The following is a 21,490-nucleotide window of genomic DNA, read 5'->3' on the forward strand; positions in this document are numbered from 1 at the left end:
CACGGACGACACGCACTGGAGACCGCACGTGGCAAGCGCGCACCTCACCCTCGACCCGGCGTTCACGATCGGCACCGTGCGGCGGCGGCTGTTCGGCGGCTTCGTCGAGCACCTCGGACGCCACGTCTACGACGGCATCCACGAGCCGACCCACCCGACGGCCGGTCCCGACGGGTTCCGGCGGGACGTCGTCGACCTGGTCCGGGAACTGGGGGTGAGCGCGATCCGCTACCCCGGCGGCAACTTCGTCTCCGGCTACGTCTGGGAGGACGGCGTCGGCCCCGTGGACGAACGCCCCCGCCGGCTCGACCTGGCCTGGCACTCGACGGAGACCAACCGGGTCGGGCTGCACGAGTTCCAGCAGTGGCTGGACCACGTCGGCAGCGAGCTCGTGCTCGCCGTGAACCTCGGCACCCGTGGGCCGAAGGAGGCGCTCGAGCTCCTCGAGTACGCCAACGTCCCCGCCGGCACCACCCGCGCGCAGCAGCGTGCGCAGAACGGCCGGCAGGAACCGTTCGGGGTCCGCATGTGGTGCCTGGGCAACGAGATGGACGGGCCCTGGCAGCTCGGCCACCGCGACGCCGAGGACTACGGGAAGCTCGCCTCGATGACGGCCAAGGCGATGCGCCAGCTCGACCCGGACCTCGAACTCGTCGCCTGCGGCTCCTCCGGCCGGTACATGCCGACCTTCGGCGAGTGGGAACGCACCGTCCTGCACCACACCTACGACGACGTGGACTACATCTCCTGCCACGCCTACTACGAGGAGCTCGACGGCGACCTGGCGAGCTTCCTCGCCTCCGGCGTGCACATGGACGGGTTCATCGAGTCCGTCGTCGCAGCCGCCGACCACGTGCGCTCCGTCAAGCGGTCCGACAAGCGCATCGACATCTCCTTCGACGAGTGGAACGTCTGGTACTCCAGCCGGTGGCAGGAGAAGTCCCGCACCTTCACCGTCGACGACTGGCCCGTCGCACCCCGCTTGCTGGAGGACGCGTACTCCGTCGCGGACGCCGTCACCGTCGGCGGGCTGCTCGTGTCGCTGCTCAACCACGCCGACCGGGTGACCTCCGCGAGCCTCGCCCAGCTGGTCAACGTCATCGCCCCGATCATGACCGAACCCGGTGGGCCGGCCTGGCGGCAGACCACGTTCTTCCCGTTCTCGCTCACCTCGCGGCTGGCGCGCGGAAGCGCCCTGCGGGTCGTGCTGGACGCCGACACGACGAGCACCGCCGTCCACGGCGACGTCCCCGTGGTCGCTGCGGCCGCGACGACGGACGGCTCCTCGACCGCGGTCTTCCTGCAGAACCGGCACACGACGGAGCCCACGACGGTGACCGTGGACCTGAGCCGCTTCCCCGCCACCGGGGACGTGGTGGCGCAGGGCCTCTGGGACGAGGACGTGCGCGCCGTGAACGACCTCGCGAACCCCGAGCGGGTGCGCCTGCGCAGCAACGACACGGTCGAGGTGGCCGACGGGGTGCTGACGATCGAGCTGCCGCCGGTGTCGTGGACGGCCGTCACCCTGGGCTGAGGGCCGAACGGCGCCGAGCGCCGCGCCCGGTGCGGCTCAGCGCGCCGGCGGGCCGGGGCGGCGGGCGAGCAGGTCCGTCACCGCGTGGCCGCGTTCCAGGCCGCGCGCCTCGAACGGGGTGATCGGGCGCCAGGGCGGCCGTTCGCCCAGGTACCCCTCCAGCACCAGCCCGGGTTCGGCGTCCAGCACGGCGCGCATCCGCTGCGCGTACGGCTCCCAGTCCGTCGCGCAGTGCAGCAGCCCGCCGGGGGCGAGCCGGTCGGCCACCAGCGCCGCGAAACCGGCGTCGACCAGGCGGCGCTTGTGGTGGCGCGGCTTGGGCCACGGGTCGGGGAAGTACACCCGCACGCCGGCCAGGCTGCCGGGGGGGACCCGCTCCTGCAGCAGCAGGTGACCGTCGCCCTCCAGCACCCGGACGTTGCCCAGCCCGCGCTCGTGCAGACCCAGCAGCAGCGCGGCGACCCCGGGGGTGTGGACGTCGGCGGCCAGCACGCCGGTGCCGGGGTCGGCCGCGGCCATCGCCAGGGTGGTGCGCCCCATGCCGAACCCGATCTCCAGGACGACCGGGGTGCCGTGCCCGAACAGCGCCGGCAGGTCCAGCGGGCCGTCGCCGCCGGGCACGGCGTACCGGTCCCGGTGGGCCTGGAGGGCCTGCTGCCGGGTGGCGCCCATCCGGCCGCGCCGCAGCTTGTACGAGCGCAGCGTCTCGTCCACCGCACCGGCGGAGCTGGGTCGTGGGGTCACCGCGCCATCATCCGTCACGGGCCGGCCCGGCCGGCACCCGCATCACGATGCCGTCACGTGCTCCAGCGCGCTCTTGACTGCGCTGTCACCGGGGTCGAGGCTCTGGGCCCACGGGATGACAGCGCAGTCACCGGAGGTTCGCGGGCATGGTTCGGCAGGGCGTCGCAGCACCACCGCGGCAGGTCCCCCGCGCCGTCGTGATGGCGGACGTGGCGAGGGCCGCGGGGGTGAGCCCCAAGACGGTCTCGCGCGTCCTGAACGGCTCGTCGCAGGTGCGGCCCGAGGTGCGCGAGCGGGTCCACGCCGCCGTCGCGCGGCTGGGGTACCGCCGCAACGGCGCCGCCCGCGCCCTGGCCGCCGGCCGCACCGACGTCATCGGCATCGTGGCTCCGGAGACGGACCTGCACGGCGTCGCCCAGCACGTCCTGGATGTGGAGCGGGCCGCCCGCGAGCGCGGGCTGGGCACGGTCGTCGTCACGACCGGCGACGGCGAGGGCGACGACGCCGTGCGCCGCGCCGTCGACCGGGCCGTGTCCCTGGGGGCGGAGGGCGTCGTGGTCGCCGAGCCGCTCCTGCGCGACCCCGCGGTCCTCGACGCCTTCGCCGACGTCCCCCTCGTGGTGCCGGGGGAGCTCGCCTCGCCCCACCCGCTGCACCGCTCGGTCGCCGCCGCCGAGGAGGAGGGCGCCCGGCTGGCGACCGAGCACCTCCTCGGCCTCGGGCACGGGACCGTCGACCACGTCGCGGGCCCCGCGTCCTGGCGGCCGGCGGTGCTGCGCGAGCGGGGCTGGCGCGCCGCGCTGCGCGCCGCGGGCGCTCTCGCACCGGAGCCGGTCCGCGGCGACTGGTCGGCGCGCTCGGGGTACGACGCCACCCGGGAGCTGCTGGTGCGCGGGCCGTTCACCGCCCTGTTCGCCGCCAACGACTCCATGGCCATCGGCGCGGGCCGCGCCCTGCAGGAAGCGGGGCTGCGGGTGCCGGGGGACGTCTCGGTCGTCGGTTTCGACGACCTGCCGGAGGCGGGGTTCCTCTGGGCACCGCTGTCGAGCGTCCGCCAGGACATCGCCGGTGTCGCGCGACGCGCCGTGGAGCTCCTCGCCGGCGCGATGGCGGGGGAGCCCGCACCGGTCGGTGCCCCGCCGGTCCGCGCCGAGCTGGTGGTGCGGGCGAGCTCCGGCCCCCCGCCGCGAGGGGGTGGTGCCGGGCGCTGACCGCGCCCCCACCCCCACCGGCTCGAGCGCCCACCGAACACCACGGACGAAGGAGTACCTGTGTTCCGCACGCGACGCACCACCACCTCCCTGGCTGCGGCCCTCGCCTCGGCCCTCCTCCTCGCCGGCTGCAGCGGCGGGGACGACGGCTCCGGCGACGGTGGCGGCTCCACCGAGCCGGTCACCCCGGAGCAGTTCGAGGAGGCGATGAGCACCCCCACGGAGCTCACCTTCTGGACCTGGGTGCCCGACATCCAGAACCAGGTGGACCTGTTCGAGCAGGAGTACCCCGAGATCGACGTCGAGGTCGTCAACGCCGGTCAGGGCCTGGACCAGTACACGGCGCTGCGCACGGCCCTGCGCGCGGGTGAGGGCGCCCCCGACGTCGTGCAGATCGAGTACCAGTACATCCCGTCGTTCCTGCTGGACGACAACCTGCTGGACCTCTCGCCCCACCAGGGCGTCGCCGACCTCCAGGACCAGTACCCCGAGTGGGTGTGGGAGCAGGTCAGCCGCGGCGACGCCGTGTACGGCATCCCGCAGGACACCGGCCCCATGGGCATGCTCTACCGCGACGACCTGTTCGCCCAGGCCGGCATCGCGCCGCCGGCGACGTGGGACGAGTTCGCCCAGGCGGCGCGCACCTACCGCGAGGTGAACCCCGACCGGTACATCACCGACTTCCCGCCCAACCAGGCGGGGCAGATGATCGGGTTCATGTGGGCCAACGGTGCGGTGCCGTTCCGGTACGACGGCGAGGAGACCGTGACCATCGACCTCGGCACCGAGGAGGTCACCGAGGTCGTCCGGTACTGGCAGGACCTGGTCCAGCAGGACCTCGTCGGGGTCGACCCCGACTTCACCGACCAGTGGTACCAGGCGCTGTCCAACGGCACCTACGCCAGCTGGCTCACCGCGGCCTGGGGGCCGGTGTTCCTGCAGGGCACGGCCGAGAACACCTCCGGGCTGTGGCGCGCGGCCCAGCTGCCGCAGTGGCAGGCCGGCGGGCAGTCGACCGGCAACTGGGGCGGCTCGACCGACGCGGTGATCGCCGGGACCGACAACCCGATCGCGGCGGCGGAGCTCGCGCGCTGGATCAACGTGGAGCCGGAGCCGGCGATGAGGCTCGCCACCGAGCAGTTCCTCTTCCCGCCGTCCCAGGAGATCCTCGAGGACCCCGCCTTCCTGGACGCCGCGCCGGAGTTCTACGGCGGCCAGCAGGTCAACCGCGTGTTCGCCGAGGCGTCCGAGCAGGTGAACACCGACTTCGGCTGGTTGCCCTTCATGGACTACGTGTACTCCACCTACGAGGACACCATGGGCCCGGCGATCGCGGAGCGCGGCGACATGCTGGCCGCGCTCGCGCAGTGGGAGTCGCAGCTCGAGTCCTACGCCGAGGAGCAGGGCTTCACCGTCGAGTGAGGACCGGAGGAACCATGAGGACCCAGAGACGGACCCCTGTCCCCGCCGGCGCGGCCGCCGGAGCGCCGCGCCGGCGGGGGACCTCCCCCGCCCGGCGGCGCCAGCACCGCGCCGCCTACCTGCTCGTGGCGCCCTTCATGCTCGTCTTCGCGGCCATGCTCGTGGTGCCCCTGGGGTACGCCGCCTACCTGTCGCTGTTCCGGGAGCAGCTCATCGGCGGCACGAGCTTCGTCGGCCTGGACAACTACGTGCGTGCCCTGACCGACTCCGCGTTCCTCGAGGGCGTCGGGCGGGTGGCGCTGTTCCTCGTCGTCCAGGTGCCGATCATGCTGGGTGCCGCGCTGCTGTTCGCGCTGCTCCTGGACTCCGGGCTGCTGTACCTGGAGCGCTTCGTGCGGTTGGCGATCTTCCTGCCGTACGCCGTGCCGAGCGTCGTGGCGACCCTCATGTGGGGGTACCTGTACGGCCCGGACTTCGGTCCCTTCGCGCAGATCGCCGAGGCGCTCTCGCTGCCCACCCCGAGGTTCCTGTCGTCCGACTGGATGCTCGGCTCGATCATGAACGTGCTGACGTGGGAGTTCGTCGGCTACAACATGATCATCATGTTCGCGGCGCTGCGCGCGGTGCCGGCGGACCTGTACGAGGCGGCGCGCGTCGACGGCGCGGGAGAGGCCCGCATCGCGTGGTCGGTGAAGATCCCGGCGATCCGCGGTGCGCTGCTGCTGACGGCGATCTTCTCCGTCATCGGCAGCTTCCAGCTGTTCAACGAGCCGCAGCTGCTGAGCATCCTCGCGCCCAGCGTCATCGACTCCGCGTACACGCCCAACCTGTACGCCTACAACCTGGCGTTCACGAACCAGAACATCAACTACTCGGCGGCCGTCGCCTTCCTGCTCGCCCTGGTGATCGCCGTCGTCTCCTACGTCGTCCAGCTGTCGTCCCAGCGCCGGGAGCGGAACTCATGACCACCACCACGCCCACGGCCGCCGAGCGCCGGCCGCTGGAGCCGAAGGGGCGCCGCAGCCTGACCCGGCGCAAGAGCCCGCTCCTGACGATCCTGGCGATCCTCACGCTGCCGTACTTCCTCCTCCCGCTGTACTGGCTCGTCGTCGCCTCCACCAAGACGAACAGGCAACTGTTCTCCACGTTCGGGTTGTGGTTCGACGACATCAACCTGTGGTCCAACCTGACGGCCGTGTTCAGCGCCCAGGGCGGCATCTTCTGGACCTGGATCGGCAACACCGTCCTGTACGCCGGCGTCAGCGCCGTCGGGGCCGCGTTCCTGGCGACCGCGGCCGGGTACGCGTTCGCGAAGTACGACTTCCCCGGCGGGACCCTGATGTTCTCGATCGTGCTCGGCGCCATCATGGTGCCGACCACGGCGCTGGCGATCCCGACGTACCTGCTGTTCGCCGGGGTGGACCTCACCGACACCCGGTGGGCGGTGGTCCTGCCGAGCCTCGTCAGCCCGTTCGGGGTCTACCTGATGCGCGTCTACGCCGCCGACGCCGTGCCCACGGAGCTCATCGAGGCCGCCCGCGTGGACGGCGCCGGTGAGCTGAGGATCTTCTTCACCGTGGCGCTGCGGCTGGTCGCGCCCGGCTTCGTCACGGTCCTGCTGTTCGCGCTCGTGGCGACGTGGAACAACTACTTCCTGCCCCTGATCATGCTCAGTTCCCCGGACCTCTACCCGCTGACCGTCGGCCTGGCGCAGTGGCAGTCCGCGGCGGCGGCGGGGTCGGGCGGGCAGGTGCTGTTCTCCAGCGTGATCACCGGCTCCCTCGTCTCGATCGTGCCCCTGATCGTCGCGTTCCTCTACCTGCAGAAGTACTGGCAGTCCGGGCTGGCCACGGGAGGCGTCAAGGGATGAGCGGTCAGGATCAGCTCCCGCGGAAGGTCCTGTTCGGGGCCGCCTGGTACCCGGAGTACACCCCCGAGCCGCGGGTGGAGGAGGACCTCGACCTCATGGCCGCGGCGTCGGTGAGCGTGGTGCGCGTGGGGGAGTCGGTGTGGTCCACGTGGGAACCGGAGGACGGCCGCTTCGACCTCGACTGGCTCGCCCCCGCCCTCGACGGGGCGCACGAGCGCGGGATCTCCGTCGTCCTGGGCACCCCCACCTACGCGGTCCCCATGTGGCTGGCGCGCAAGCACCCGGAGATCGCCGCCGAGGCGCCCGACGGTCACCGGCTGCGCTGGGGCAGCCGGCAGGAGGTGGACTTCACGCACCCGGCGTTCCGCTTCCACGCCGAGCGGGTGGTCCGCGCCGTCGTGGGCCGCTACGCCACCCACCCCGCCGTCATCGGCTACCAGGTCGACAACGAGCCCGGCCTGCACCTGCTGCACAACCGGGCCGTCGTCGAGGCGTTCGTCGACGACCTGCGCCGCACGCACGGCGACGTGGCGACGCTCAACGAGGTGTGGGGGCTCACCTACTGGTCGCACCGGCTGTCCCGCTGGGCGGACCTGTGGTCCCCGCACGGCAACGCCCAGCCCCAGTACGACCAGGCGTGGCGCGCCTTCCAGTGCCGGCTGACGACGGAGTTCATCGCCTGGCAGGCCGGTCTCGTGCGGGAGGTCACCGCGGCCGCGGGCCGCGGCGACCGGTTCGTGACGACGTGCGTGTCGTACTCGCGGGCCGCCGTGGACGAGTGGGACGTCGACCGCGCGCTCGACGTCGCCGCCGGCAACCCCTACTACGCGGTGCAGGACGGGCTCGCGCTGCCCGCCGCGGACCCCGCACCGGCGCAGGGCTGGACGACCACCGGCACCTGGGCGCTGATCCACTCCGCCGACCGGATGCACGCCTCCAAGCAGGCGCCGTTCCTCGTCACCGAGACCAACGCCGGGCCGATCGGCGGGTCGTCGGCGAACTTCCCCGCCTGGGACGGCCAGTGGCGGCAGGCGGCGTGGGCGCTGGTCGCGCGCGGCGCCCGGATGGTCGAGTACTGGCACTGGCACACCCTGCACGCCGGGACCGAGACGTACTGGGGCGGCGTCCTGCCGCACGACCAGCGGCCCGGCCGGGTCCACGAGCAGGTCTCGCAGCTGGGCGCCGAGTTCGCGCGGGCCGGTGCGACGGTCGCCGGCCTGCACCCGGACGCGCACGTGGGCCTGCTGTACTCCGTGCCCTCGAAGTGGGGGCTCGCCTTCCAGCCGCCGTCGGTGCCGGGCAGCTCCTCGCCGTTCGCCCGCGACGAGGGCGCCTACGACCGCCTCGTGGGGGTGTGGGCGCGGGGGGCCTTCGACGCCGCGCTCAGCACCCGCGTGCTGCACGACCGGCAGGTGCTGCCACCGGCCGGGGTGGAGGGGGTGGCGCTGGACCCCGCCGAGGTCCCCGTGCTGCTCGTGCCCGCCCTGTACGCCGCCGGCGACGCGCTGCTGGACCGGCTGGTGGCCTACGCCGACGCGGGGGGCCACCTCGTCCTCGGCGTCCGCACCGGGTACGCCGACGAGCTGGTCCGCGCCCGCCGGGAGGTCAAGCCCGGCCGGCTCGCCGAGGCCGCCGGCGCCTCGTACCAGGAGTTCTCCAACCTGGCCGGGCCGCTGCCCCTGCGGCCCACCGGCGGGGCGGGGGAGGGCGCCGGCCCGCCCCCGTCCGTGCCCCCGCTGGTGCTGCCGCCGACGGCGACGGCGACGACGTGGGTGGACTGCCTGCGCCTGGAGGGTGCGACCGCGCTCGCCGGGTACGACCACCCCCACTTCGGGCGGTTCCCGGCGGTCACGACCGCCGCCCGCGGCCGCGGGCGCGTCACCGTCGTGGGGACGGTCCCGGACGCGGCGACGAGCGCGGCGATCGTCGACTGGGCGCTGGCCGCGGCCCCCGCGAGGAGCGGGAGCACCGGCCGCTCCACCGCGGCGGAGCGCCGCTGGGGCGGCCCGGAGACGGTGCGCGTCAGCTCCGCCACGGCCCCGGACGGCACCCGGGTGCACGTCGTGCACAACTGGTCCTGGGAACCGTGCGACGTGGTCGTGCCGACGGCGGTGCGCGACCTGCTCGGGCCGGAGCGCTCCGGGGCCGGGGAGGCGCTGCGGCTGGGGGCGTGGGACGTGCGGGTGCTGGCCGAGGGGTGAGGGCCGACGCCCCGGGGCCGGGTGCTGCCCCGGGGCGTCAGCCGGCGGCGCGCTGCGCGGCCGCGGCGTCGGCCACGGCGGGGGTGGTCACGTCGACGACGGCGGGGCGGCGGCGGAAGCCCGCCAGCCAGTCGCGCGGCAGGCTCCAGCAGGTCTCCTCGAAGGCCGCCGCGAGGGGGCGTTCGACGAAGCGGTGGACCAGGCGCGCGGCGAGCACGCACAGCGCCAGGGCCACCAGCACGACCGCCACCCGCGCCGAGGTCCCCGACGGCAGCGGCAACCGGGAGGCGACGACGGCGAGCGCCCCGATGAGGGGGACGTGCACCAGGTAGAGCGAGTACGAGGGCGTCGCCACCGCCGTGAGGGCGGGCGGGGTGCGCCAGCGCGTGCGCTGCTCCAGGGCGACCGTGCCGTACAGCAGCAGGCACACGCCCGTGGTGACGCCGAGCAGGCGGAACTCGCTGCTGGTGGTGCCGGGGACGTGCAGCAGCCGCAGGGTCAGCAGCGCGGCGAGGAGCAGCGCCCCGGCGGCCAGGGCGGCAGCGCCGGCGCGGCGACGGCCGGCCACGAGGACCTGGGCGACGGCGGCGCCCATGACGAACTCCAGGTTCAGCGGGTTGCCCAGGAACTGCAGGACGGGCCCGCCGGTGCCCTCGGGGAGGAGGAGACCGACGACGTACAGGGTGGCGGTGAAGGCGGACCAGGCACCGAGCACCGCCCACAGGCCGCGGCTGCTGCGGGTCAGCAGCCCCAGGCAGAACACCCCGTAGAACACGACGATGTGGGTGAGGGTCCAGCCCACGAGCAGCAGCGGCAGGACGTCCTGGGGCAGCAGCAGGTAGGAGGCGAGCACGTCCGGGGCGTGCTCCTGGCTGCCGTTGACGGCGCCGGGTAGGACGAGGGTGATCGCGAGGACGCCGGTGGTCGCCAGCCAGTACAGCGGGAGGACCTTGACCAGCCGCCGCCACAGGGTGCGGCGCACGGGGCTGCGACCCAGGCGGGGCCCGGCGGCGGTGAGGAGCATGAAGAACCCGCTGAGGGTGAAGAAGACGTCGACGCCGATGCCGGTGACGAGGGTGCGGACCTCGTCGAGGGCGCGGGGCCCGTCGGGGAAGACCTTGCCCTCGAAGCCCGTGGGGCCGGTCAGGTGGGCGAGCACGACGAGGAGCGCGCCGACGGCCCGCAGGGCGTGCACGGAGTGGGTGGACAGCCGCGGCGGCTCGGCGGGGGCGGGCGGGTTCGCGGGCGCGGAGGTGGACATGCCTCTCCCGGTGGTCGGTGGGGTGAGCGGCCCGGTCGCTCGTCCGGGAGCGGGTCCTCGGCTCACGCGCCGTCACCCAAGCACACGTGGCGCCCCTCGTTCAGCCTCATCGGCGGACCGGGAGCAAGCCCTGTACTCATCGTTGTGGCACAGCTACTCCACGTCGATGAAGGGGGGCTCAAGGGAGAAGCCTCCCCTGCCGATGCGTTTCGGGTGGAACCGGACGGCGAGCTGGCCCGGCTCGTCGCGCTGCGGGAGCACCTCCCCGCCGACGGGCACGGCGGAGACCCCGCGGACCTCGCGGACCTCGACGCCGTCGTGCGCCTCGCCACCGCCCTCACCGGGACGTCCGGCGCCGCCGTCAACCTGATCGACGCCGATCGGCAGCGTCAGCTGAGCGCCGCCGGCACGCCCCGCCGCGACATCGCCCGGGAGGACTCGATGTGCGCGGTCGCCTTCCGCTCCGGCGAGGTCGTGCACCTCCCCGACGCCCGCCTGCACCCGGCGTACCGGGACAAGCCCCACGTCGACGGTCGCATCGGGCGGGTGCGCCTGTACGCGTCCGCGCCGCTCCTCACCGCCGACGGGCACGCCCTCGGCACCCTGTGCGTGTTCGACCCCGCCGCCCGCGCCCTCGACGACGCGCAGCTGCAGCACCTGCGCGACCTCGCCGCCGTCGTCGTCTCGCTGCTGGCCCGCCGCCGCGAGGCCCGGCGCAACGCGCAGCTGGCCGCCGAGGCGCAGGAGCAGCGCGACCTCGCCGAGCTGCTGATGGCGCAGTCCGCGCACCGCGAGGAGCTCACCCAGGCCGTCCTCGCCAGCGCCGACGTCGGCATCGTCGTCGCCGGGCCCGACGGCCGCCTCCTGATGTTCAACGACACCGCCCGCGCCCTGCTGGGCCGGGAGGCCGACGGCGACCTCGACCTCGCCGGGCACGCCGACGCGTACGGCCTGCACGCCGCCGACGGCAGCGGCCCCCTGGCGCCGGAGGACCTGCCGCTGCGGCGGGCGCTGCGCGACGGCGCCGTGCGCGACGCGCGGATCCGCATCGTCGTGCCCGGCCGCGAGCCCGTCACCGCGGTCTGCTCCGGGCGCACCGTGCGCGGCGACGACGGCACCCTGCTCGGGGCCGTGGTCGCCCTGCACGACGTCACCGCCGCGGAGGCGCGCGAGAGCGCGCTGCGCACCGCCCACGCCGAGCTGGCCACCGCCCACCGCGCGCTCGCCGAGCACGCGGGACAGGTGCAGGCCCTGGCCCGGGCGTCCGCGGCCGTCGCCACCGCCAACGACCCCGGCGCGGTGATCTGCGAGGCGGTGCGCGAGCTGGCGGGCGCCGACGCCGCCTACCTGGCCCAGCCCGGCGCCGACGGCGTCCTCGCCCTCACCGCCTCCTGCGGCCTGGACGGGGTGGAGCTGCGGCTCGACCCGCGCCGCGACACCAGCCTCGTGCTGGACGCCTACCTGGGGCGCGAGCAGCTCTTCGTGCCGGACGTGCCCGCGCACCCGCGCGCCAGCCGTGTCGTCGTCGAGGCGTTCGGGACCGCGTCGGCCGTGTGGCAGCCGGTGCTGCGGCGCGGCTGCGAACCCGTCGGCGTCCTCGCCGTCATCTGGCGCCACCGGGTGGACGAGCTCGCCCCGGGCGTGCGGGAGGCGCTGGCGACCCTGGCGGGCGAGGCCGCCCACGCGGTCGAGCGCGCCGACCTGCTGGCGCGCCTGGAACGCGCCGCGGAGCGCGACCCGCTCACCGGCCTGGCGAACCGCCGCCGCTGGGACGAGGTCGCCGCCGTCGAGGTGGCGCGCGCCACCCGCACCGGCGAGCCGCTGACGTTCGCGCTGCTCGACCTGGACCGCTTCAAGGCCTACAACGACAGCCGCGGCCACCTCGCCGGCGACGAGCTGCTGCGCGGTTTCGCGGCGGCCGCCGCCGGCCAGCTGCGGGAGGTGGACACGCTGGCGCGCTGGGGCGGGGAGGAGTTCGTGCTCGCCCTGCCCGGCTGCGACGCCACCGACGCGGTGCTCGTCGCCGACCGGGTGCGCGCGGCCGTCCCGCACGGCCAGACCTGCACGGTGGGGCTGGCGCAGTGGGAGCCGGGCCAGTCGCCGGCGGAGGTGCTGGCCGTGGCCGACGCCGCCCTGTACCGCGGCAAGCTCGCCGGGCGCGACGCCACCGTCGCCGCCTGACGTCCCGGTCCTCCGGGCCCCGTGCGGTCAGCCGCCGCGGCCGGTGCGCTCGAGCGAGACGTCCAGGGTGCGGGCGCCGGGCCCGTCGGCTCCGAGGCGGTCGCCCGGGTTGATCAGGGAGCAGCGCCCCAGGGACAGGCACCCGCACCCGATGCAGCCGTCCAGGTCGTCGCGCAGGCGCTGCAGCTGCTCGATGCGCTCGTCCAGCTCGGCGCGCCAGTCCGCGGACAACCGCCGCCAGTCCGCGGCGGTGGCGGTGCGCTCGTCGGGCAGCCGCCGCAGGGCGTGCGCGACGGTGGCCAGCGGGATGCCGAGGCGTACCGCGATGCGCACGACGGCCACCCGGCGCAGCACGCCGCGCGGGTAGCGGCGCTGGTTCCGGTCGTCGCGACGGCTGGAGATCAGCCCCTTGCGCTCGTAGAAGTGCAGCGCGGAGACGGCGACGCCGCTGCGCGCGGCGACCTCCCCGACGCTCAGCAGCTCCTCGGCCCGGCGCCGGGACCCGCGCGGCGGGTTCCCGGGTGCTCCCGGCGACGAGTTCCCCATCCCCGTACCCCCTGCTCCCCGCCCCGGCCGCGCGGGCCGCCGGCGGGCGTGCGCGCCGGCGGCTTGACCTCAACCTCGGTTGAGGCGCGAGCGTAGCCCACCGCGACCGGCCCCCGGTCGTCCGGACCCCGGTCACCGCACCCCGGTCACCGCACCCCTGGAGGAACCACGTGCCGCACGTCGAGGAGTACCTGGTGCAGTTGCGCCTGGCCGAGAGGCGGGCGGAGGCGGCCCGCGTCCGCGAGGTCCGCCTGCTGCGCGCGCAGCGCCTGGCGCCGCGCGCCGCCCCCCGCGCGCAGGGACGGGCGGTGCAGCCCGGCGCCACCCCCCTCGCGCTCCTCCGGGCGGTGCTGCGGCCGCGTCGTGACGCCCCGGCGCGCTCCCGCCCTGCGGCGGCGCAGCCGCGTCCCTAGGCTGACCGGCATGGCACCCAGCGTTCCCCAGCTCACCCTCAACAACGGCGTGACCGTCCCGCAGCTCGGCTTCGGCGTCTGGCAGGTCGGCGACGACGAGGTCGTCCCCGCCGTCGAGACCGCCCTGGAGGCGGGGTACCGCCACGTCGACACCGCCGCGATCTACGGCAACGAGGCGGGCGTGGGCCGCGCGCTGGCGAACTCCGGGATCGCCCGCGACGAGCTGTTCGTCACCACCAAGCTGTGGAACGCCGAGCAGGGCTACGACTCCACGCTGCGCGCCTTCGACGCCAGCCTGGAGCGGCTCGGCCTGGACGCGGTCGACCTGTACCTCATCCACTGGCCGGTGCCGGCGGCCGACGCCTACGTCGACACCTGGAAGGCGTTCGAGAAGATCTACGCCGACGGCCGCGCCCGCGCCGTCGGGGTCTCGAACTTCGAGCCGCACCACCTGGAACGGCTGCTGGGGGAGACGAACGTCGTCCCGGCCGTGAACCAGGTCGAGCTGCACCCGTTCCTCCAGCAGGCCGAACTGCGCGCCGCCGACGAGCGGCACCAGATCGTCACCGAGGCCTACAGCCCCCTGTCCTCGGGCAAGGGCGTCATCGACGACCCGGCCATCACCGCGCTGGCGCAGGCGCACGGCAAGACCCCCGCCCAGGTGGTGCTGCGCTGGCACGTGCAGCTGGGCAACCTGGTGATCCCCAAGTCGGTGACGCCGCAGCGCATCCGCGAGAACATCGACGTCTTCGACTTCGAGCTCTCCGACGCCGACATGGCGCAGATCACCGGCCTGGACCGCGCCGACGGCCGCGTCGGTTCGCACCCGGACCAGATGAACGTGGGCGCCCCCGCCTGACCGACCGCAGGACCGCCCGTGGGGGGGGGGGGGGGGGGGGGGGGGGGGGGGGGGGGGGCCGCCCCCCCCCCCCCCCCCCCGCCCGGACGATCGAGGAGACGACGTGCCCGCAGTCCCGAACCTGACCCTGCACGACGGGGTGGAGATCCCCCAGCTCGGTCTGGGGGTGTGGCAGGTCCCGCAGGAGCAGACCGCCGAGGTGGTCCTCAACGCCCTCGGTGCCGGCTACCGGCACGTCGACACCGCCGCCGGGTACGGCAACGAGGCCGGCGTCGGCGACGCGCTGCGCGTCACCGACGTGCCCCGCGAGGAGGTGTTCATCACCACCAAGCTCCCCAACGAGCGGCACGGCCGCGACGCCACGCTGCGCACCTTCGACGAGAGCATGGCCAAGCTCCAGCTGGAGCACCTGGACCTGTACCTCATCCACTGGCCCACCCAGCGCGACGACTACGTCGAGACGTGGAAGGCGTTCGAGGAGCTGCACCGCGACGGGCGCATCCGCACCATCGGCGTCTCCAACTTCCAGAAGACCCACCTGCGCAAGCTGATGGACGAGACCGACATCGTCCCCACCGTCAACCAGGTGGAGCTGCACCCCTACCTCGTGCAGGAGGACCTGCGCGCCTTCCACGCCGAGCACGGCATCGCCACCGAGGCGTGGAGCCCCCTGGCCCGCGGCGGGGAACTGCTCTCCGACCCCGTCGTCACCCGCATCGCCGCCGAGACCGGCCGCGAACCCGCCCAGGTCGTCATCCGCTGGCACCTGCAGCTCGGCAACGTCGTCATCCCCAAGTCGGTGACCCCGTCGCGCATCGAGAGCAACATCGACGTGTTCGGGTTCACCCTCACCGACGAGCAGGTCGCGGCCCTGAGCGCCCTGAACCGCGACCAGCGCACCGGCCCCGACCCCGACACCTTCGGCTGACGTGCCCCGGCACGGGCTGGCCGCCGCCACCCTGCTGCCCTCGCGCCCCGACCCGGACCTGGACCGGTTCGCCCGGCTGGCGACCGTCGCCCTGCGCGCACCCGTGGGCCTGGTGTCCATGGTCAGCGCCGAGGAGCAGGTGTTCCCCGGGGCCGTCGGCCTGCCCGAACCGTGGCAGAGCCGGCGCGCCACGCCGCTGACGCACTCGCTGTGCCGGCACGTGGTGACCTCCGGGGGCACCTTCACCGTCGCCGACGCCCGCCAGGACCCGCTGACCGCGGACTCCCTGGCCATCCCCGACCTGGGCGTGGTCGCCTACGCCGGGGCGCCCGTGCGCCTGGCCGACCCCTCCTCCGGGGAACCGGCCGGCGCGCACCACCCCGTCGTCGGCGTGCTGTGCGCCATCGACGACCAGCCGCGCAGCTGGACGCCCGAGCAGGTCGCCGTCCTGGAGGACCTGGCCGCGGCCTGCTCGGCGGAGCTGAGCCTGCGGGTGGTGCAGGAGCGCCAGCGGCTGCTGCTGGCGCTCGCCGAGACCCTCGTGGGCGCCCGCTCGGTGCCCGAGGTGGACGCCGCCGTCACCGCCGTGACCCGCGCCCAGCTCGGCGGGGCGCGCTCGGTGCTGCTGCTGCGCACCGGCCCCGACCGGGCGCTGCACCCCCGGCCGGCGGCGGACGGGGACCCACCGGGCTGGCCCGTGACCCGCCTCGACGGGGACTCGCCCGTCGCGGCCGCCGCCCGCGCGCGCCGCCCCCTGCTGTTCGCCGACCGCGCCCAGCTGGACGCCGCCTTCCCGCCACCCGCCGCGCGCGAGGCGCCCGCACGCTCCGAGGTGCCCGGCGCCAGCGCGTTCCTGCCGCTGGCCGTCGCCGGTCAGCCGCTCGGCGTCCTGGTGCTGCTGTGGCCGGACGAGCGCCCCGGGCTGCGGGCGGAGGAGGAGGTGTGGGGCGCCCTGGCCCGCTTCACCGCCCAGGCCGTGCACCGCGCCCAGCTGGAGGAGCGGCACCGCACGCACGCCGAGGTCCTCCAGCGGTCCCTGCTGCCCACGCTGCCGCACGTGGACTCGCTGCGCACCGTCGGCCGCTACGTGCCGGCCGCCCGCGAGGAGCAGGTGGGCGGTGACTGGTACGACGCGGTCGTGCTGCCCGACGGGGCCCTGAACCTGGTCGTCGGCGACGTCGCCGGCCACGACGCCCGGGCCGCCGGGACGATGGGGCAGGTGCGCGGGCTGCTGCGCGCGTTCGCCTGGGACCGCCCCGAGCCGCCCACCGACGTCGTCGGCCGCCTGGACCGCGCGCTGCTGGGGCTGGGCGTCGACGCCCTCGCCACCCTCGTGCTGGCCCGCGTCGAGCAGGACGCCGCCGGCGCCGCCCGCGGTGCGCGCCGGCTGCGCTGGACGAACGCCGGGCACCCCCCGCCCGTCCTGCTGCGACCCGACGGCAGCACCGAGCTTCTGCGCACCCCGCCGAACCTTCTCGTGGGGCTGCTCGACGACGCCGAGCGGCACGACCACGACGTCGACGTCCCCGACGGCTCGGTGCTGCTGCTGTACACCGACGGGCTCATCGAGCAGCGCGGCCGCAGCCTGGCCGGCGGCCTGGAACGGGTGCGCGCGACGCTGACCCGGCTGCACCGCCTGCCGCTGGAGGACCTGCTGGACGCGCTGCTGGCCGAGCTCGTCGGCACCCGCGGCGAGGACGACTGCGCCCTGCTCGCGGTGGCGTTCGACCCGCAGCCGCGCGGCTGAGCGCTCAGCGCCCCCCGCGCTCGCCGGTGCGCAGGTCCACCACGCGCGCCGACGCCGAGCGCACCGCGCCGCCGGTGGCCCGGCCCCGGCCACCCTTGCCCGCCTTCGCCTCGTACATGGCCCCGTCGGCCTCCTGCAGCACCCGCTGCGCGTCCGCCCCCGGGGTCGCGATCGACAGCCCCACGCTGATGCCGACGGGGAAGCTCCACCCCGCCACCTCGAACGGCTCGGCCATCGCCGCCACGATCCGCTCGGCGACCGCCTCGGCGGCCGAGGCGTCCGGCAGGTCCGGGCACACCACGGCGAACTCGTCGCCGCCGATGCGGGCCACCGTGTCGCCCGGGCGCACCGCGGCGCTCAGCCGTTCCGCCACCCCGATGAGGACGTGGTCGCCGGCCGCGTGCCCGCCGGTGTCGTTGACGGGCTTGAAGTCGTCCAGGTCGCAGTACAGCAGCGCCACCCGCCGGCCCGAGCGGCCCGCCGCACCCAGCGCCAGGCGCAGCCGGTCCTCCAGCAGCGTGCGGTTCGCCAGGCCGGTCAGCGCGTCGTGCAGCGCGGCCTCGCGCAGCCGGCGCTGCACCAGCCGGCGCTGGGTGACGTCGACGACCTGCACCACCGCGGCGACCTCGCCGTCGCGGCCGTCCTCGCGGGAGGTGGGCCACGCCGACGCCGCCAGCTCCAGCCACACGTCGCCGTCGCCGTGCTGCACCTCGGCGTGCCAGTGGGCGCTCCGCCCGGTGCGCACCTGCTCGACCATGCCGTGCACGGCCGCCGTGAACGCCTCGCGGTGCTCCTCGTGGACCTGCTGCGACCAGTCGGAGCCGACCGGCACGTCGTGCCCGAGCATCGAGGCCAGCCGGTCGTTGACCCGCGCGACGACCGCGGTGCCGTCGGCGCGCAGCCGCAGCAGCGCCACCCCCAGCAGGGCGTCGTCGAAGGTGCGGCGGAACAGCTCCTCGCGCCGGCCGGCCTCCACCACCGCGCGCTCGCGGGCCCGCACCACCAGCGACATCACCATCGTCACCGCCCCGCAGGTGAACAGCAGCGCCTGGAGCACGGCGGTGCGGTGCCCGTCGGCGAACCCCCCGTACGGGCCCAGGCCCGCGGCGGTGCCCGTGGTCGCCACGACCACCACCACCAACAGGCAGGTCATCGCACGGCCCAGCCCCAGGCGCGCCGCGCCCCACAGCACCGGCACCACCACCAGGAACGACCACGGGCCGGGGCCCGACCGCCAGAACAGCGCCACGGCCGCGGCGGTGGAGGCCACCAGGGCCGCGGCCCACTCCGTGCGGGCGGCGCGGGTGCGCCGGTCCACCGCGCGCGGCGCCCCGGCCGGCAGCAGCAGCGGCGCCACCAGCAGCACGCCCAGCAGCTGCGCGGGCGCGTGCACCAGCGCCCCGCCGGTGCCCGGCGTGGACTGCACGAGCGCGCACGCCGCGGCGACGCCCGCCCCCGCACCCACCGCCAGCCGCCAGGCGTCGCGGGTGGTGCGCATCCGCACCGGCCGACCACCGGTCAGCAGGCTCGTCACCGAGGCACCCACGGCGCACTGCAGCGCCTGGGCGCAGGCGAGGACGGCCGTCAGCGCCGGGGCCACGCCCAGCCAGCGCAGCGCCAGCGCGCTGCCGGCGAGCGTCCCGGCGACGCACCACCACCGCCGGGACGGCTGCCGCACCGCGAGCGCCAGCGCCGCACCCGCCGCCGGCCACCACACGGGGGCGTCCGGCGTGCCCGTCCCACCGACCGCGGGGGTCAGGGCGATCAGGGCCCCCACGAGCACCGCCGTCGTCACGGCCAGGCGCACCCCCGCCGAACGGGGGGAGGCGGGGCGCCGGGATCCCCTCCGATCCCCGGCGCCGTCCACCTCCCCCGCGCGGGCGAGCTGCAACCCGTCGTCGTGACGGTGCGTCGTGGTGCTCATGCGCCCTCATCGGCAGGTGCGGGGCGGGACTTGAGCCCTCCGTCCGGGTGAACTCCGGCAGCCCCCCACCCGCGGTGATCTCGCACGGGTGAGCGCTCAGCCGTGAGAGACCACCGCGGGGGTGGAGGGGACGGTGCTGCTGCACGTGGACCCGGAGCGCTGGGGGACCACCCTGGACGTCGAGGCGCTGTTCGCCCGAGGCGGGCGCGCACCGGGCACGCCCGCGCATCGGCGATCCTGGTGGCGTGAGCACGACGACCCCGCTCGGCACCCCGCACTCCTCCCACTGGGGGGCGTTCACCGCCACCACCGGCGCCGACGGCCGCGTCACCGTCCACGCCCACCCCGACGACCCGGACCCCTCGCCGCTGCTGGGCAACGTCCCCGTCGCCGCCACGCCCACCGCCCGCGTGCTGCGACCGCACGTGCGCCGCGGCTGGTGGGAGGACGGCCCAGGCCCGGACGGGCGCCGCGGGGAGGACGAGTTCATCGCCGTCGGCTGGGACGAGGTCCTGGACCGCCTCGCCGCCGAGTACTCCCGCGTGCTGGGCGAGCACGGCCCCACCGCCGTCTTCGCCGGTTCCTACGGGTGGGCCAGCGCCGGGCGCTTCCACCACGCGCAGAGCCAGATCCACCGCTTCTCCCACTGCCTCGGCGGTGCCGTCCGCTCCTCCTGGACGTACAGCCACGGCGTCGGTGAGGTCCTCATGCCGCACGTCGTCGGCAACCAGGAACCCCTCCTGTCGCCCACCGCGCTGTCCAGCGTCGAGGCGCACACCGACCTCGTGCTCGCCTTCGGCGGGCTGCCCGCGAAGAACTCCGAGGTCGCCAGCGGCGGCATCAGCCGCCACGAGATCGCCGGTCGGCTGCGCGGCGCGAAGGCCCGCGGGGCGGAGTTCGTGCTCGTCTCCCCGCTGCGCGACGACCTCGCCGCCGAGCTGGACGCGCAGTGGATCGCCCCCGTGCCCGGCACCGACGCCGCGCTGCTGCTGGCGATGTGCCGGGTGCTGGTCGAGGAGGGCCTGCACGACCAGGGGTTCCTGGCCCGCTGCTGCTCCGGCACCGAGGAGTTCCTGGCCTCCCTCGACGGCGCCGGGGACGGCGTGGTGAAGACCCCCGAGTGGGCCGAGGGGATCACGCAGGTCTCGGCGGCGACGATCCGCGAGCTGGCCCGCCGCGCCGCCGCCGGGCGCACCCTGGTCACCGTCAGCTGGTCCGTGGCGCGCACCCGCTTCGGCGAGCAGCCGCTGTGGGCGGCGGTGGCGTTCGCCTGCCTGCTCGGGCAGATCGGCCTGCCTGGTGGGGGTTTCGGCCACGGCTACGCCTCCACCGGCGGCGTCGGGCGCCGCTCCGGCCACTACCCGCTCCCGACGCTGCCGCAGTTCGCCGACCCGCTGCGCCTGCGCATCCCCGTCGCCCGCATCGCCGACGCCCTGCTGCACCCCGGGGAGCCGTACGAGGTCGACGGCCGGCACGAGGTCTACCCGCACCTGCGCCTGGTGCACTGGGCCGGCGGCAACCCCTTCCACCACCACCAGGACCTGCAGCGGCTGCGCCGCGCGTTCCGGGCCGCCGAGACCGTCGTCGTCCAGGAACCGTTCTGGACGACCACCGCCCGGCACGCCGACGTGGTGCTCGCCACGACGACCACGCTGGAGCGCGAGGACGTCGGCGCCGCCCGGTACGACGACCGCCTGATCCACATGGGGCGGGTCCACGAACCCCTGGGGGAGGCCCGCGACGACTACGCGGTCCTGTCCGCGCTCGCCCAGCGCCTGGGCGCCGGCGAGCGGTTCACCGAGGGCCGCACCGCGCAGGAGTGGGTGGAGCACCTGTACGAGGAGTGGCGCACCGGCCCCGCCGCCCGCGCCGGCCTCACCCCGCCGCCGTACGCGGACTTCCGCGCGGCGGGGGAGTTCCTGCTGCCCGACGAACCGGAGGAGAAGGTGATGTTCGCCTCCTTCCGCGCCGACCCGCAGCGGTTCCCGCTGCGCACCCCCAGCGGCCGGATCGAGCTGCACTCGCCCGTCGTGGAGGCCTTCGGCTACGACGACTGCCCCGGCCACCCCGTCCACCTGCCCACCGACGAGGCACCCGACGAGGAGTTCCCGCTGCACCTGGTGGCGAACAACCCGGCCACCCGCCTGCACAGCCAGCTCGACCACGGCGCGCACTCGCAGGCCGGCAAGGTCGCCGGGCGCGAACCGGTGCGCCTGCACCCGGACGACGCCGCGGCCCGCGGCCTGGCCGACGGGCAGGTCGTCGTGGTGCGCAGCCGCCGCGGCAGCTGCCTCGGCGGGCTCGTCGTCTCCGACGCGGTGCGCCGCGGCGTGGTGCAGATGTCCACCGGCGCCTGGTGGGACCCGGTCGCCGGCGCCGAGGCGGGTGTCACCTGCGGCTACGGCAACGTCAACGTCCTCACCCGCGACGTCGGCTCCTCGCGGCTCGCGCAGGCGTGCACGGGCCAGCACGCCGCCGTCCAGGTGAGCGCGCACACCGGGCCGGTGCCGCGGGTGACGGTGTTCGACCAGCCCGTCCCGGCGCACCCCGCCTGAGCGCCGCCGGCCCCGGGACGGGTGCGGGTCTCCCGCGGTCCGGGATTCACCCGTTCGGGCCACTCCTGAGGCATCATGGTCGCCCAACCAGGTG

General features: G+C 75.5%; 16 protein-coding genes. 12 read left to right on the plus strand and 4 right to left on the minus strand.

Annotated features, from left to right (window positions below; genetic code table 11):
- The first annotated feature begins 28 nt into the window (after positions 1–28).
- Entirely contained in the window at positions 29–1,534 is a 1,506-nt protein-coding gene (locus MN205_RS00280) for an alpha-N-arabinofuranosidase (RefSeq protein ID WP_242123157.1), read from the plus strand.
- A gap of 36 nt (positions 1,535–1,570) precedes the next feature.
- Here MN205_RS00280 and trmB read toward each other — a convergent pair whose 3' ends face one another.
- Positions 1,571–2,278 (minus strand): tRNA (guanosine(46)-N7)-methyltransferase TrmB, encoded by a 708-nt coding sequence (gene trmB, locus MN205_RS00285; protein WP_242123159.1) that lies wholly within the window; start codon positions 2,276–2,278, stop codon positions 1,571–1,573.
- A 200-nt stretch (positions 2,279–2,478) separates the two neighbouring features.
- Between trmB and MN205_RS00290 the strand changes: the two genes are divergently transcribed.
- Genes MN205_RS00290 through MN205_RS00310 form a run of 5 tightly spaced genes read left to right on the plus strand, consistent with a single transcriptional unit; the run spans position 2,479 to position 8,982 of the window.
- Positions 2,479–3,489 (plus strand): substrate-binding domain-containing protein, encoded by a 1,011-nt coding sequence (locus MN205_RS00290; protein ID WP_255817342.1) that lies wholly within the window; start codon positions 2,479–2,481, stop codon positions 3,487–3,489.
- A 60-nt stretch (positions 3,490–3,549) separates the two neighbouring features.
- Entirely contained in the window at positions 3,550–4,911 is a 1,362-nt protein-coding gene (locus MN205_RS00295) for an ABC transporter substrate-binding protein (RefSeq protein WP_242123162.1), read from the plus strand.
- A 14-nt stretch (positions 4,912–4,925) separates the two neighbouring features.
- Entirely contained in the window at positions 4,926–5,876 is a 951-nt protein-coding gene (locus MN205_RS00300; protein ID WP_242123165.1) for a carbohydrate ABC transporter permease, read from the plus strand.
- Positions 5,873–6,781, plus strand: coding sequence for a carbohydrate ABC transporter permease (locus tag MN205_RS00305; RefSeq protein ID WP_242123167.1), 909 nt, complete (start codon positions 5,873–5,875; stop codon positions 6,779–6,781). Before MN205_RS00300 ends, MN205_RS00305 begins: the two co-directional genes overlap by 4 nt.
- Positions 6,778–8,982, plus strand: a complete 2,205-nt coding sequence (locus MN205_RS00310; RefSeq protein ID WP_242123169.1) for a beta-galactosidase — start codon at positions 6,778–6,780, stop codon at positions 8,980–8,982. Before MN205_RS00305 ends, MN205_RS00310 begins: the two co-directional genes overlap by 4 nt.
- Before the next feature lie 37 nt (positions 8,983–9,019).
- Here the strand turns inward: MN205_RS00310 and MN205_RS00315 are convergent, their stop codons facing one another.
- A complete protein-coding gene (locus MN205_RS00315; RefSeq protein ID WP_242123171.1) occupies positions 9,020–10,243 on the minus strand; it encodes an acyltransferase in 1,224 nt (407 codons plus the stop codon).
- 213 nt (positions 10,244–10,456) lie between these two features.
- On the opposite strand from MN205_RS00315, the gene MN205_RS00320 reads away from it, so the two are divergent.
- Positions 10,457–12,424 (plus strand): diguanylate cyclase, encoded by a 1,968-nt coding sequence (locus MN205_RS00320; RefSeq protein WP_242123173.1) that lies wholly within the window; start codon positions 10,457–10,459, stop codon positions 12,422–12,424.
- A gap of 27 nt (positions 12,425–12,451) precedes the next feature.
- Here the strand turns inward: MN205_RS00320 and soxR are convergent, their stop codons facing one another.
- Complete coding sequence (gene soxR, locus MN205_RS00325) at positions 12,452–12,970, minus strand: redox-sensitive transcriptional activator SoxR (RefSeq protein WP_242123175.1); 519 nt, start codon at positions 12,968–12,970, stop codon at positions 12,452–12,454.
- Between the two features lie 170 nt (positions 12,971–13,140).
- On the opposite strand from soxR, the gene MN205_RS00330 reads away from it, so the two are divergent.
- The 4 genes from MN205_RS00330 to MN205_RS00345 all read left to right on the plus strand — a co-directional run bounded on the left by MN205_RS00330 (position 13,141) and on the right by MN205_RS00345 (position 16,917).
- Complete coding sequence (locus MN205_RS00330) at positions 13,141–13,383, plus strand: hypothetical protein (protein WP_242123177.1); 243 nt, start codon at positions 13,141–13,143, stop codon at positions 13,381–13,383.
- Between the two features lie 10 nt (positions 13,384–13,393).
- Positions 13,394–14,242 (plus strand): aldo/keto reductase, encoded by an 849-nt coding sequence (locus MN205_RS00335; RefSeq protein ID WP_242123179.1) that lies wholly within the window; start codon positions 13,394–13,396, stop codon positions 14,240–14,242.
- A gap of 103 nt (positions 14,243–14,345) precedes the next feature.
- Positions 14,346–15,170 (plus strand): aldo/keto reductase, encoded by an 825-nt coding sequence (locus tag MN205_RS00340; protein WP_242123181.1) that lies wholly within the window; start codon positions 14,346–14,348, stop codon positions 15,168–15,170.
- A 1-nt stretch (position 15,171) separates the two neighbouring features.
- Complete coding sequence (locus MN205_RS00345) at positions 15,172–16,917, plus strand: GAF domain-containing SpoIIE family protein phosphatase (protein WP_242123183.1); 1,746 nt, start codon at positions 15,172–15,174, stop codon at positions 16,915–16,917.
- Positions 16,918–16,921: 4 nt separating this feature from the next.
- On the opposite strand, the gene MN205_RS00350 is transcribed toward MN205_RS00345, so the two are convergent.
- The gene (locus MN205_RS00350) at positions 16,922–18,841 is read right to left on the minus strand and encodes a GGDEF domain-containing protein (protein ID WP_242123185.1); all 1,920 of its coding nucleotides are present in this window, start codon (positions 18,839–18,841) and stop codon (positions 16,922–16,924) included.
- Positions 18,842–19,086: 245 nt separating this feature from the next.
- On the opposite strand from MN205_RS00350, the gene MN205_RS21330 reads away from it, so the two are divergent.
- A complete protein-coding gene (locus tag MN205_RS21330) occupies positions 19,087–21,396 on the plus strand; it encodes a molybdopterin-dependent oxidoreductase (RefSeq protein ID WP_242123186.1) in 2,310 nt (769 codons plus the stop codon).
- The last annotated feature ends 94 nt before the right edge of the window (positions 21,397–21,490 follow it).

Origin of the sequence: Kineococcus sp. TRM81007 (genome assembly GCF_022669155.1) — a bacterium.
GTDB lineage: Bacteria > Actinomycetota > Actinomycetes > Actinomycetales > Kineococcaceae > Kineococcus.

What these genes read in the sequence shown, in the direction of transcription:
- MN205_RS00300 (WP_242123165.1), top strand. Translation starts at nt 4,926, where the DNA reads ATGAGGACCCAGAGACGGACCCCTGTCCCCGCCGGCGCGGCCGCCGGA.
- MN205_RS00315 (WP_242123171.1), bottom strand. Translation starts at nt 10,243, where the DNA reads ATGTCCACCTCCGCGCCCGCGAACCCGCCCGCCCCCGCCGAGCCGCCG.
- MN205_RS00310 (WP_242123169.1), top strand. Translation starts at nt 6,778, where the DNA reads ATGAGCGGTCAGGATCAGCTCCCGCGGAAGGTCCTGTTCGGGGCCGCC.
- MN205_RS00350 (WP_242123185.1), bottom strand. Translation starts at nt 18,841, where the DNA reads ATGAGCACCACGACGCACCGTCACGACGACGGGTTGCAGCTCGCCCGC.
- MN205_RS00305 (WP_242123167.1), top strand. Translation starts at nt 5,873, where the DNA reads ATGACCACCACCACGCCCACGGCCGCCGAGCGCCGGCCGCTGGAGCCG.
- MN205_RS00335 (WP_242123179.1), top strand. Translation starts at nt 13,394, where the DNA reads ATGGCACCCAGCGTTCCCCAGCTCACCCTCAACAACGGCGTGACCGTC.
- MN205_RS00290 (WP_255817342.1), top strand. Translation starts at nt 2,479, where the DNA reads ATGGCGGACGTGGCGAGGGCCGCGGGGGTGAGCCCCAAGACGGTCTCG.
- soxR (WP_242123175.1), bottom strand. Translation starts at nt 12,970, where the DNA reads ATGGGGAACTCGTCGCCGGGAGCACCCGGGAACCCGCCGCGCGGGTCC.